General features: G+C 42.5%; 13 protein-coding genes. 10 read left to right on the forward strand and 3 right to left on the reverse strand.

Annotated elements, in window-relative coordinates:
• Positions 1–241: 241 nt before the first annotated feature.
• From M9899_00145 to M9899_00180, 8 genes are all read left to right on the forward strand, one after another.
• Positions 242–487: a hypothetical protein gene (locus M9899_00145; protein ID MCO5112562.1), complete on the forward strand. Its 246-nt coding sequence runs from the start codon at positions 242–244 to the stop codon at positions 485–487.
• Positions 488–646: 159 nt separating this feature from the next.
• Positions 647–1027 (forward strand): hypothetical protein, encoded by a 381-nt coding sequence (locus tag M9899_00150; GenBank protein ID MCO5112563.1) that lies wholly within the window; start codon positions 647–649, stop codon positions 1025–1027.
• 199 nt (positions 1028–1226) lie between these two features.
• Entirely contained in the window at positions 1227–1394 is a 168-nt protein-coding gene (locus M9899_00155; GenBank protein ID MCO5112564.1) for a hypothetical protein, read from the forward strand.
• A gap of 14 nt (positions 1395–1408) precedes the next feature.
• Complete coding sequence (locus M9899_00160) at positions 1409–1546, forward strand: hypothetical protein (GenBank protein MCO5112565.1); 138 nt, start codon at positions 1409–1411, stop codon at positions 1544–1546.
• 334 nt (positions 1547–1880) lie between these two features.
• Positions 1881–2615, forward strand: a complete 735-nt coding sequence (locus M9899_00165) for a hypothetical protein (protein ID MCO5112566.1) — start codon at positions 1881–1883, stop codon at positions 2613–2615.
• 346 nt (positions 2616–2961) lie between these two features.
• On the forward strand, positions 2962–4161 hold the full coding sequence (locus M9899_00170; GenBank protein MCO5112567.1) for a TolC family protein: 1200 nt from the start codon (positions 2962–2964) through the stop codon (positions 4159–4161).
• Positions 4158–5120: an HlyD family efflux transporter periplasmic adaptor subunit gene (locus tag M9899_00175; protein MCO5112568.1), complete on the forward strand. Its 963-nt coding sequence runs from the start codon at positions 4158–4160 to the stop codon at positions 5118–5120. Before M9899_00170 ends, M9899_00175 begins: the two co-directional genes overlap by 4 nt.
• Position 5121: 1 nt before the next feature.
• Positions 5122–7140 (forward strand): ABC transporter permease, encoded by a 2019-nt coding sequence (locus tag M9899_00180; protein ID MCO5112569.1) that lies wholly within the window; start codon positions 5122–5124, stop codon positions 7138–7140.
• Positions 7141–7278: 138 nt separating this feature from the next.
• Here the strand turns inward: M9899_00180 and M9899_00185 are convergent, their stop codons facing one another.
• Positions 7279–8592, reverse strand: a complete 1314-nt coding sequence (locus M9899_00185; GenBank protein MCO5112570.1) for a putative Na+/H+ antiporter — start codon at positions 8590–8592, stop codon at positions 7279–7281.
• Between the two features lie 229 nt (positions 8593–8821).
• Here M9899_00185 and M9899_00190 point away from each other — a divergent pair, with 229 nt between their 5' ends.
• Positions 8822–9790, forward strand: a complete 969-nt coding sequence (locus M9899_00190; GenBank protein MCO5112571.1) for a D-glycerate dehydrogenase — start codon at positions 8822–8824, stop codon at positions 9788–9790.
• Positions 9791–9802: 12 nt separating this feature from the next.
• On the forward strand, positions 9803–11020 hold the full coding sequence (locus tag M9899_00195) for an OprO/OprP family phosphate-selective porin (protein MCO5112572.1): 1218 nt from the start codon (positions 9803–9805) through the stop codon (positions 11018–11020).
• A gap of 82 nt (positions 11021–11102) precedes the next feature.
• Here the strand turns inward: M9899_00195 and M9899_00200 are convergent, their stop codons facing one another.
• Together M9899_00200 and M9899_00205 are read right to left on the reverse strand one after the other, a co-directional pair.
• Positions 11103–11549 (reverse strand): hypothetical protein, encoded by a 447-nt coding sequence (locus M9899_00200; protein ID MCO5112573.1) that lies wholly within the window; start codon positions 11547–11549, stop codon positions 11103–11105.
• A 102-nt stretch (positions 11550–11651) separates the two neighbouring features.
• Complete coding sequence (locus M9899_00205; GenBank protein MCO5112574.1) at positions 11652–12800, reverse strand: hypothetical protein; 1149 nt, start codon at positions 12798–12800, stop codon at positions 11652–11654.
• Positions 12801–13198 lie beyond the last annotated feature (398 nt).

Below are 13198 nucleotides of genomic sequence, written 5' to 3' on the forward strand. Positions count from 1 at the left end.
AGACTGCAAAAGATTTTTTTATATCCACAATAATTTTGTCAAATATGATTTTTTCAGTTTTATGAAGGCTTCAACATATTGTTGTAGTTTTATTCACAGCCCACCTTTCGACTTTTTTTCTTGGTATAATCATATATGCGTGCACGTATACTGCGCTTCCTGCTCTCCCCCTCTACTTCTTGCAGAACTGATTTTTCCTCGCAGTAGACGTGCATAAAAAAACTCTAGCATTGGAGGAGTTATGGAAAAACAAAATTTAATCACATCCCCATCAGTCAACTTTAACTGTGTGGAGGAACTACTGCTTTGTGATAAACTCAATACAGAAGAAAAAATCGTTGCTCTTGAAAATTGGAAAGCCACTTGGCTTCTAGAGCTTTCCTCTAGTGACGAAGGTATGACAGAGTGCGACCATAGTCTGTATGAATGTGGAGCAAGCGTAGAAGACATTTCTGATGCTCTTCGATGCCTGAAGTCTGCGTCATGACGAATACACTCTTTGTTCAGCATAATAATATCAAGAGCGCGTATTCCGCTCACAAGCTCCATCCACTCAGACTTGACGTGGTGAAATTAGGATACAAATTTAAACACCCTATAAAAATTCAAAAGGGTATAACATCAATACTATTGAAAGGAGGCATCTATGAAACTCTATGGTTATAACATTACTTTCATTAACTGCTCCCCCGATGACAAGGTTCGAGCCGCACTTAGAGAAATGGCGGGCAGATTAAAATTTAAAGCACCTAGTAACTCTAGAATCAGAATTACTCTAGAGAAGAATCAAAATCTTTACTCTGGACACTGCCGTGTCGGTTCTATGGCTGGGATTTTTGTATCTCGCGCTGAACATCCCAACCCTTTAACCTGCATCAAAATGATGGAGCAAGATGCAAATGAAAAATTGCATGCTTGGGATTTGCAGCGTCAAACTTATTTAAAAACTTTTTGCAACAACTTCCCTAAAGTAGCGCAAGATTTTTTAAACACTCAAAACGACACACCTGCATCTGATGCCTCTTGATACCGAGAGGCTCTGTGTCTTTTCTCAAAACGAACCTACAGACTAAAGGGCCTCTTGGATAAGAGGCCTTTTTTAATTTTAACACAGTTCAGAATGATTCTTTGTAAAAAACTAAAAGAAAACTTCAAACACTCTAGGTTATTTCACCACCACGTTCCTCTATAATAAAAACATAAGCCGATCTAAAAGAGGAGGTTTTATGAACTACCAAGACGTGATTGCTAAATTCAAATTAGAAGACGAAGAGCTTTCATCGGCCTTTAAAAAAGCTGAAGGCACTACATCTAATGAGTCCATCTGCTCTTTTAACCCCGTCATTAAAAAGTATTTTTCTAAGCCTAGATTTTACAAACCATTGTCAATATAGAAAGGAGCACTATTATGACAAACACAAAGAAGCAACCCAACCAAAAGAAACAACCCGTTGAAGAGCGCAACATGCCACAACAAGAAGAAGAAACACGGCGCGCTGGCCGCGAAAGCGGTGAGCCCTCTCAGAACAGAAAACAACAACGCTAGTTTTGTTTTCTAAAAAGATAAAATCTCAATCCTCGTTGAGAATATAAATACACAGGCATCAAGCTACTCATCCCCCTTGTCGCACCCCTCCCTTAGGTCCAAAAGAAGAGGTCGCAAGGGGGCCTTTTTTATACTCGAAAGGATAGCTTCAAACTAAGAAAAATTGGGCGCCCCCCCCTTCCTGAAAAGTTATAGGCAGACATTTTCGCTGAAAAGTTACAATGGAAGCCGCCCTTCCATTTGATGTCTAGTCTTTAAACACCCCTATTAGGCCTATACAACCTTCTCGTCTCTATTAAGCCTGATCAGGCATGCTTTTTGATATTTTCTTGGTATGAATATCAAGATCTTAAACTCGTTTTTTATTTTGGCATGTGTTTTATTTGGGTTCCAAAACTGCGGTAATTTTTCTGCTCAGAACGCAAATTTATACGCAGGTTTATCTTCAGAAGATACAGACGGCAATGATGTCAGAGATATGGAAAAACGCACCGACATAGATCAACTTTATTATTATTTTGGCTTAAGTAAAAATAAAGAGGCTGCCCAAGCCCAGTACTTTGATGCCTTGTTTGATCTTACAAATAAAAAGGTCAATCTGACCCTTAAGCTCAAAGATAATATTTCTGAAATCAAAAAGACCCTTTCACTCAGTGATGCCGATGTCGCAAAGATTAAAGAGGCGACTCAGCAGCTGCAACTGGACAGTAAGCCGCACATTGATAGCTTAAAGGGCGATGCAGAAGAGTATATCATTTCGTATTTCTCAGATCAGTCCTCTTACATCGCACATCTTGAAACCTTAAAAGACCAGATCGAGGGACTTTCGATTAAAGATGGAAAGGCTCTGCTCACACAGACTCTTACAGAAATCTTAGCAAAAAAATTAGACCTGTCTTGGTTGCAAAAATTCACTTCTCTTCTTGAAAAGAAAGCCGAACTCAAATCTCTTGTCGCACGCATCAAAGAATTTTTAAAAAGTATTAAAATCACCATTGTAAGCTCAGGTACTTTAACCATAAAAATTAACTCTGGTGTATTCCAAAGCGAGATCATTAAAGAGATATAAGAACAAAATCCGAATAAGACTCTACAAATCCAAGTCGCAGTGACTCGACAGGGCTATACAAATTCATTTGAGAACTCTGGGTGACAACGGTCTTGCAAGGAGATTTAAGAATTTAAGCGCAGAGTGAGCTGCTACCTCTCGCAGAAGATTTAAGAATTCCATAAGGGCTCGTGCGTAAATATCTGAAATAATTTGAATATGAAGTGCATTTATAGCTATTGTAATAGGTATGATGCCTCGTTTTCATTACAAGCTTTTGTTGGTCGTCTCTGTCCTCAGCGTGAATGTCGCACGGATAGCCTGGGGGCAGGATGCACTGAGATTATCTTGGTCTGAATCTTTAAAGATGGCTACAGAGAACAACCCTGAACTTTTAGCCGCTAAAGAAACCCTACGCGCTGTAGAGCTACAGGAGAACGCGGCCCTTAGTGGCTTCCTCCCACAGATCAGTGCCAGCTTAAGCCATAGTAAAACCAACTCTTCCTTTGTGGGTGGGGGCGGTGGTATCCCGCTTGGCGGAGCCTCTGACACCCGCGAAGTCACCATGGCCCAACTGAACGGCACGTGGAATCTCTTTTCTGGGTTTCAAGATATGGGACGTTATGAACAGGCTAAGGCCAACACCAGAGCCCAGCTCGCCCAACTGCAAAACACAAAAGCGCGCATCAGTGCTGATTTAAAAATCGCTTACCAAGGTTTGCTATATGCCCAATCTTTTGTGACTCTCACCAATGAAATTGTAAAACGCCGACAAGAAAACTTACGTCTTGTCGAGCTTCGCTATGAAAGCGGTCTTGAAAACCGAGGGTCCGTGTTACTATCACAAGCCAATTACGAACAGGCAAAGTACGACAATATCGTGGCTGAAAATGCAGTCAGAGTGTCCTCCTCTCAATTAGCCAGAGTTCTTGGTGTGGATGAAGCACATAAACTTGAAATCTACGATCCCGTGCCGATTCACGATCAAAACCTGAATGCCAAACCTGATTTTCAGAAAGCAGTTTTGCTCAACCCTGAAGTGCTTCTGGCTGAGGCTCAAGAGGTTTTGGCCAAACAGTCTTTGCGTGTATCACGTTCTACATTTATGCCTTCGTTAAATCTGACAGGAAGCACAGGCCGTATGCGTGTAGTGGATGACCCTAACGATCGCACAACATGGTCTATTGGACTCAATCTCAGTTTTCCGCTCTTTAATGGCGGGCAAGATTACTATGGGATCAAAGCCTCTTCGGCTCAGCTTTCTGCCGCATCTAGCACCTTAGAAAATATGCGCCGATCTGTCTTAGCCCAAATCGAACGCGCCTATGCAGCATACGTGGAGTCCATTGCTAAACTGCGAGTCGACAAATCCTTTCGAGACGCCACAACCATTCGTTCTGAAATTTCTAAAAAAAGATACAACAATGGTCTCATCACCTTTGATGACTGGAACATCATTGAGGATGATTTAATTTTAAGACAAAAATCTTATTTACAAAGCGTAAGAGAACGCGTGGTCGCTGAAGCCACCTATGAGCAGACGTTAGGACAAGGAGCCATTCAATGAGAGGCGGAAAAAAATTATGGATTGTTGCTGGGTTGATCCTCCTACTTGTGATGGGAGTCTGGATCTTTAAATCCAAATCTAGTACACCCACCACCTACGAAGAATATCCTGTCTTTAGAGGCAATTTACAGATCACCGCTATGGCCACAGGAACTGTGAAACCAGAAAACCGTCTTGAAATTAAACCTCCCATAGCAGGACGCATTGATCAGGTGTTGATCAAAGAAGGACAAGAGGTCAGCAAAGGCCAAATCCTTGCCATGATGAGCTCAACAGAACGCGCAGCCTTATTAGATGCCGCTAGGTCTCAAGACAAATCTGAAGTCAAAAAATGGGAAACACTTTACCGCCCTACTCCTATTTTAGCTCCCTTAGATGGCACTATCATTCTACGAAGTATTGAGGCTGGGCAAACCGTCACCAATGCCGATGCTGTTCTTGTGATGTCAGATCGTTTGATCGTCAAAGCACAAGTGGATGAAACAGATATGGGACTGATTGAGCTGGGACAAAAAGCAGAGATCATTTTGGATGCTTACTCTAAAGAAAAGATCACCGCCAAAGTGGATCACATCGCTTTTGAATCCACCACCACAAATAATGTGACCACTTATGACATTGATATTCTACCTGAGGACACACCCAAGTTCATGCGCTCAGGGATGACGGCCAACGTGACCTTTTATGTGAACACCAAAGAGAATGCGCTTTTGCTTCCCACAGAAGTGATCATCTACGAAAATGGTCGTCCTACTGTTTTAGTCAAAGACGCTCACGAATCTCGTCGTCTGTCTTTTACCAAAAAGAACATCAAGCTTGGTCTGAGTGACGGTAAAAACAGCGAGGTGCTTGAAGGCCTTAGTGATGGCGACATTATTCTAAGCACTAAAATCATCATCGGTGACCGCGAAGAAAGCTCCAACCCCTTCCAACCTAACTTTAGACGAAGAAACAAATAAGATGATCGAAGTTAAAGATATCAAAAAAACCTATACCATGGGGAGCACCCAGGTTCACGCATTACGAGGCGTGAATCTCACCATTGAAGATGGTGACTTTGTGGCCATCATGGGGCCCTCTGGAAGTGGTAAATCTACACTGGCGCATATTCTTGGTTTACTTGATGTACCTAGTTCTGGGTCTTATAAACTGAATGGGCAAGAAGTGGCCAAAATGTCAGAAGACTCCTTAGCTATTCTTCGTCGTAATGAAATTGGGTTTATATTTCAACAGTTCAATCTTCTGCCTCGTCTCAATGCCTATGAGAATGTTCTTCTTCCTATCTTCTATTCTAAGAAACCTTCAGGCTCACAGAACGCCCACGAATTATTAAAACTTGTTGGTCTTGATCAACGCGAAGATCACCGCCCTAATGAGCTCTCTGGAGGACAACAGCAGCGCGTGGCTATTGCCCGTTCACTTGTCAATCGACCTCGTATGATCTTAGCAGACGAACCCACAGGAAACTTAGATTCCGTAAGCGAAAAAGAGATCATGAGAGCCCTTAAAGAACTTAACGATCAAGGCATCACTGTCGTCATGGTCACACACGAAGATGAGATCGGGGCACAGGCCAAGCGCCTGATTCGTATGCGTGACGGCGCCGTACAGTCCGATGAACGTTTAAGACCTATTGGTGCAAAGAATTTAAGTGCCCAAGGGGATGCACCTACAGATTCACAAAAAAATACACCTTCTCCTCTAGCCTTGTCTCCACTTAAGAGCACTTCACCAGACGCTCCCTCTTCTAGTTTTGGCCTTAAAGAATTAGGGGGGCATTTTCAACAAGGGTTTAAAAGTTTAGCGGGAAATAAAATCCGAACCGCACTCTCCATGTTGGGAATCCTAATTGGGGTTGCCGCCGTCATCGCTATGTTAGCCTTAGGAACTGGCGCACAAAGGGCTATTGAGAAACAACTCTCTTCTTTAGGATCAAATTTATTAGTCTTACGTACAGGAGGAATGAGACGAGGTGGTGTGGCACAACAAGCAGGCGAAGGCACCCGTCTGACTCGTGATGATGCCAATGCCATAAAAAATCAGGTTCCTTTTATTCATAACGTGGGTCCCTATGTGAACGGTCGTGGGCAAGTGGGTTATCTGAATAAAAACTGGAATACAGAACTTTTGGGAGCCACACCCAATTATACAGAGATTCGTGCCGCCATACCCAACATTGGGCGCTTCTTTACAGAAGAAGAGAACATGCAGCGCGCACGAGTGGCCGTGGTGGGAACCACTATTGTCAGAGAACTTTTCAACGGTCAAAATCCTGTAGGCTCTATTCTTAAGATCAACAAAATAAGTTTCCAAGTGATTGGAGTTTTACCCGAAAAGGGAGCTGGTGGATGGCGAGACCAAGATGATCTGATTGTCGTTCCTCTGGCCACGGCCATGTATCGCCTGTTGGGCAAAAACTACGTGGATTCCATGGACATTCAAGTCACTGAAGCCAGTATGATGGATCAGGTGCAGAGCCAAACCTTACAGTTTCTTTATACACGCAAACGCGTGGCTTTATCACAAAGAGATGATGCGTTTACCATTCATAATATGGCTGACATTCAAAAAGCTCTGTCACAGACCAACAAAACGATGACTACACTCCTTGCCTCGATTGCCGCCATCTCATTACTTGTTGGTGGAATTGGAATTATGAACATTATGCTGGTCTCTGTCACAGAACGAACCAAAGAGATCGGCTTAAGAAAAGCCATTGGAGCCAAGAAGTCTGACATCCTTATGCAGTTCTTAGTAGAATCCGTGGCGGTGAGTGTGCTAGGAGGTGTGGCAGGCATCTTTATTGGCTGGGGCGTGTGTGTGGCCATTGCCAGTGCGACAGAATGGACCACAAGCATTTCACTGCATTCGATTTTGATCTCTTTTGGTTTTTCAGCATTGATCGGAATTATTTTTGGAATCTATCCAGCCAAAAAAGCTTCAGCCCTTCATCCTATAGATGCCTTGAGATACGAATAAAAAAGCCCCAATCATAACGATTGAGGCATTTCATTTTCTTCACTTAGAACATAAGCAACTTAACAGGAACAACCCGTATACGGCGGAATCAACAACTTTGTCAGAGTCTCTACCCGCCTCTATATATATGCCTACCTTCTAAAAGCTAGGCAGCAGCAAGAAGCAACAGATACTCACTATTGTGGGAAGTAATGCTGCTAAAAGTAACTTTAAAGGACTGATCAAACCCCCTTCAAATCTATCCTTAAGCATTCCATAACCCGCAGGGTTAGGAGCGTTAGCAATCACAGTAAGACCACCCCCAGTGACCGCACCCGCAACCAAATAATATTTAGCGGCTTCAGATAGATCCACTAAAGAACCCAGATAGGTTAAAGCGGCGTTATCAGTAATCGCCGTTAAAGCTGTAGCTCCAAAATAAAGTGGGAGATCGCCCAACATCACTAGCACATCTTGCAACCACCACTTTTGAATGGAACCCAAGACCACAAGACCACCCAAGAAGAATCCCACAAGCAGTGATTCTCTGAGTTTTAATTTGTCTTGATACTCTTCTGTCACCTTTACAAAGCCGATAAAGAATAAAAATAGTCCCGCAAAAAATACCAAATGGTGAGACGTGTACACAGTAAGCCCAATAAATAGAATGTGCGCCAGATACATCCACCAAGTCGGATTCATGCGAGCCTCATGCTCATCGCCTGACTCAAGATTACCCGTTAATTCTTTACGGAAGATATAAGTGTAAATGGCTGTACTCGTGACAATAGCTATTACCGCCTTCCAACCAAAGTGCAAGAACATATACTCCATACCCCAACCATACTTAGAGGCCACCATCAAAACAGGAGGAGCCGCAAAGTGAGTCAGAGTTCCACCAATAGAAATGTTCACAAAAAGTAAACCAATGGTGGCATACTTAAAGCGCGTACTCATTTTATGAGAATAAAAATATTCCACTAAAATCAACGACGTCACTGTCATGGCCGCAGGCTCAGTAATAAAGGAACCCAGAATAGGTCCTACAACTAATGCTGAAATGTAAAACGACATCTTTGACGAGAAAGGTAAAACTCTTGAAGCCGTGCGGATGATATTGCCCGCAAGCAAGATGATGGGTCTTGTCGCAGCCATACACATGATCACAAATACAAAGCCAGGCTCTGTAAAGTTTTGAGACTCAAGGTAGTGTAACCCACCCGCAATCACATGGTGAGCGTCATCGTAAACCGCAAATCCCATGGTTAATGAATAAAGCCCTACAAATATCCCTGCCCATAAACCAAAAACCACTTCTACTTCACCCAGAAAGTGACATAGGTTTTCGCCGATACTGCCCTCTTTGTATTTATGGGCCATTTTTTGAAAAAAACCGACAGAGAATGTATGCAGCACAGCCAGCGCGAAGCATACCGTTCCAATGATCTCAATTAAAGATGGAGTGCTACTCATACCGTATTCCTTTATAGTTGAATTATTGTTTTAATTTTAAGGCAGATTATACCAAGGGTCTCTTTTGCACAATGAGGTTTTTTGACCATAGACAGACTGTGTCTGCCGCTTTTGTCAGCACTATCATATTATATAAAGCCTGCCCTCATGAATTTAAGATAACATTATGATGAAGACACCAAGACATTGCCCCACCCTACGCTTACAAGACCCGCAAAAGGACTAACCTATGAAACCTAAAGTACTTATTTATAAAAAGAGCTTTCCCCAAGAGGTGATTGATAAAGTGTTAGCTCCCCATTTTGATGTCTTTGTGCTTGGGATCGGAACCCCCGAATTCAAAGAGCACCTTAAAGATACGGTAGGCATTATCGGCTGGGGCGGGCGCATTGATCGCCAGTTTTTAGAACAAGCCCCCAAATTGAAAGCCTTTTCCACAATATCTGTGGGATATGATCATTGTGACCTAGCGGCCATGAATGAACTTGGCATCCGACTGATGCACACTCCCGACGTTCTGACTGAAGCCGTTGCCGATAGCGCCCTTGCGCTGATGCTAGCTACGACCAGAAGAGTGGTTGAGTTAGATCGTCATATTCGCCAAGGTCAGTGGGTGAAGTCCGTTTCTCCTGAATGGTATGGACAGAATATGTATAAAAAAACTTTAGGGATCGTGGGAATGGGGCGCATTGGAAAAGCCATCGCTAGACGCGCCCACTTTGGATTCGACATGAATATACTTTACCATTCACGAACCGCTCATCATGATGCCGAACAAGAAACCCACGCCCAATTTATAGGACTAGATGAGCTTTTACAGTCCTCTGATTTTGTGTGCTGCGTTTTACCCAAAACCCCACAAACTTTACATTATTTTAAACAAGAGCACTTTGAAATGATGAAGTCCACAGCCATATTTATAAATGTAGGACGCGGCCAAGTGGTCAAAGAAAATGATCTCGCCCATGCCCTTGTCCATAAAACCATCTATGCCGCGGGCCTTGATGTCTTTGAAGTGGAGCCTTTGCCCTTAGACTCTCCCCTGCTCAGCCTTGATAATGTGGTTTTATTTCCTCACGCCTCGTCAGCCACGGTAGAAACCCGTTTCGCCATGGACGAAGACGCCGCCCAAAACCTTGTAAATATCTTAACAAAACCCAACACAATAAAAAATTGCGTTAATCCTAACTTATGCTAAGGTGCGCTCACTATGAAGTTGGTGTGCTTTTTTATATCTATTCTGCTTGTCTGTACTGGTGTGACTCATGCAAATACCAGCAAGCCCAAAAAACCAATCTCTTCGGCAGAACTGGGGGATGGCTCGCCCTTTACGCCTATTACTTTTGGCAATGGCATTGAGTTTTACGAACCCGATAGCGAATTCAGAATGAACTTAAGATTTCGAGTGCAAAATCGCGCTGATTTTATCTATTCAGAAAACTCAAGCGAAGACATGAATTACAGCTGGGCTGTAAGACGTGCTCGTTTAAGAATGAATGGTACGGTCTTTTCACCAAAGCTACGTTACTTACTGCAATTGTCATTTAGCAAAGGCGATCAAGATTGGAACAATTCCAAATTTTCAAACGTGGTTCGTGATGCCATTTTTACTTACGAAATCACACAACGCTGGCAAGTGGCCTTTGGACAAGGAAAGCTACCTGGAAACCGACAACGCGTTGTCAGTTCTAGCGATCAACAGTTTGGGGATCGCTCTATTGTCAACGGGGCCTTTAACTTGGATCGCGATTTTGGGTTTCAGACCCAATATGAAATTCCCATCAGCACCGCCCTTGTACGCCTGAAAGGTGCCATCAGTTCTGGAGAAGGGCGTAACCAATCCGTTCCCTCTGATGACAAACTGTTTTACACCACACGCGTTGAATTTTTACCCTTTGGACGCTTTAAACAAAATGGCGATTACTTTGAAAGTGATTTAGCTTATGAAGACAGTTTAAAGGCCAGCTTCGGTTATACGTTTGCATACCTAGATGGAGCCGCTCGAGCCAATGGTGGAGTCGGGGAAATCTTCACCACAACAGGTGATGCTGGTGACCCTGTGGAACGTCGTACTCATACTGTTCACTATGCGGATGCTCTTTTTAAATATCTTGGGCACTCTTTATACTTAGAATTTGTGAATAAAACAGCTAAAGACCCCATCATCAACCCCGCACAAGCTGTCTTAGTGGGTCATGCCTTTAACGTTCAAGTCGGCAAGATGCTCCATCCAAAACTAGAAGTTGCCGCAAGATACTCTGCTATTTTTCCTGAATCTGGTGTCTCAGCATACCATGACGAGATTAAAGAATGGACCTTGGGTGTGAACTACTTTCTAAGTGGTCATAAAGTTAAATTGCAAGCTAACGCGGGATACACCGAAGACGTAGGCGCACTTGGGCGTTTGCAAATGGAGCTTGGGATATAAATTCAGAGCCCACGAGTTCGGAGCGCTGGGCTCGGAGTTCAGTATGTGGGTGCCACTTATGGCAGTGTCTTTTTTAGTATAATTATTTTGAATTTACCGTTGCTGTGAGTTGAGCGTTGTAAAAGTGGGTGTCGTTTACAAAAGCATCAGCGGTGATAAGAAGGTCTCCCGAAAGTTCTCCCGCAGGAAGTACAAAGTACACAAGATTGATCCCATTCGGGCCATAACTTTTGGAGCTGCTTGCAAAAGAGATCACTCGTTCAGAGTCCACTCTTCCAATCATATTGATTACTCCCCACTTGCCCACTAAGACACCTTCAATATCTGAATCTTCAGACTCATTCCATAATAATTTCCACGTTGTCGGAGTGTTTGAATTATCTAACTCTAAAGCAAAGTCAGAACTGATCACAAATTCATAAGCCGTTTCATCGACACTAGATTGATCTTCAGTAGAGTTTTCAACATCACCTAGGCAACCAGAGACAAACACCACTGTCATTGCACTTAAAAGAAGTTTTTTGATCATTTTACACCTCGACTAAAGTTCTTGCTGTTCTTTCTTCACCTTATACTGTTCGGTTGATTCGTGACGAACTCAAGCCATTCTCGCCTTTGGTCCCACAGAAAATCATCTTAATTTTTGGCAAGTCTTATCGCTTGCGATCTCTTTTTGACCCAAACAACGACAGTACTTTTTATCACTATGCTCTGGCATATTACAGATTTCACTGATTTGGAATTCCGCCAGCTTTATGTCCATCTCTGTGGCCTCTTCATTTAAAATGATATTAAAGCAACTATACGGATCTCGATGCGAACACGATTTTTTGGCCAAAGACAGTGCATCCACTTGGTCACCTTCAAGCACTCGCAAATAAGATAAAAGGCGACAGGCATAATTTAGATTTTGGTCACATTCTGTCTTCCATTCCGTCTCAAACATTTTTTTAGAAGGATTATCAAATAACCAAAAGGCGTTCTGCACATCTTTATAAAAAATATGATGCTTGTCATTTGTACGCTCAATCTTTAACACAGAAATCTGACTTGAAACAAATATGGGAGCTGCAAGAATAAATAAACCCAATAAAGCCGAAAACACAACAAAGGCCACCGAGAGTCGACGTCTGGGAATAGATTTTAATCTCTGCAACTCAGCCTTGGCACTGACATCATGAGCGATTTTTCTTTTATGCTCTAGCCAATTTATGATTTTGATTCCAGAGGTGTGTCTTTTGGTTTGATCTGCGGATTCAAATTGCGGCAGGTTAGAAAACCATTGGTGTTGAGATTTTGGAATGACAAATCTCTTCCCCAATTTGAATTTGATTTTTACAGCTCCAGTCCATCCTAACTTGAGCGCTTTGGCTTCGCTTAAATCATAGACCTTATCCCATCCCAAACCTAAAAAGTTTTTTCGCACTACAATTAACCGCTGTCCGATAATGATCTGCGCAGGATAAGAGGCTATACGTACTAGATGGATGAACAACATCACACCACATGTAACTACAGCCAAGTTAAAATCAAAACCTTTATAATTAAGCTTTAAGATGTACATCAGAGACATAAACATAAAAAGCCCAAAAGTATTCAAATACAACGGCAAGAACGACTGGTTTAAAACCAAGTCTTGGTCTGAAGAAAGCTGTTCCGTAGAAGATTTTTTGTCTGTGGTCTCTTTGGAAAAAAAGATGGCCATAAAACAACCAAAAGGAATCCCAAAAAGTAAAGCTTTTGTGGGTTCAAAACAGCCAGCAGAACACAGCATCCCCATAGAAACACCCATAAGCATCGAATATACTATAAATATTTTAACTTTAAAATATCTGAGTGGTTTCATCATGCTGTACATGAATTTACTATCGGAAAAAGCCCTACTTCTCTAAAAGTGATCTCAGGATAAAAAGCACGACCTTTATCTAAACTCCAAGATTTTTACAAATGTCCATGCCCCTCACCCAAGCGCATGAAAACCCCTTACCCATACCCTAGTTTTCTGAATCCCACTCTGGGTATTTCTCTTCCTTCCTCAAGGGCCAGAAGAAGCCTTGATCCATATCTCATAAAAGCCTTCTCAACTCCTATTCATAGCGCAATTTTAAGTTTACTTTGACAAGCTTTTACCTATAACATACAGAGTGCAAGATGGATTTTTGCCCATAAAATAGACTG

Source organism: Pseudobdellovibrionaceae bacterium (assembly GCA_023954155.1).
In the GTDB taxonomy this organism is placed as follows: Bacteria; Bdellovibrionota; Bdellovibrionia; order Bdellovibrionales; family UBA1609; genus JAMLIO01.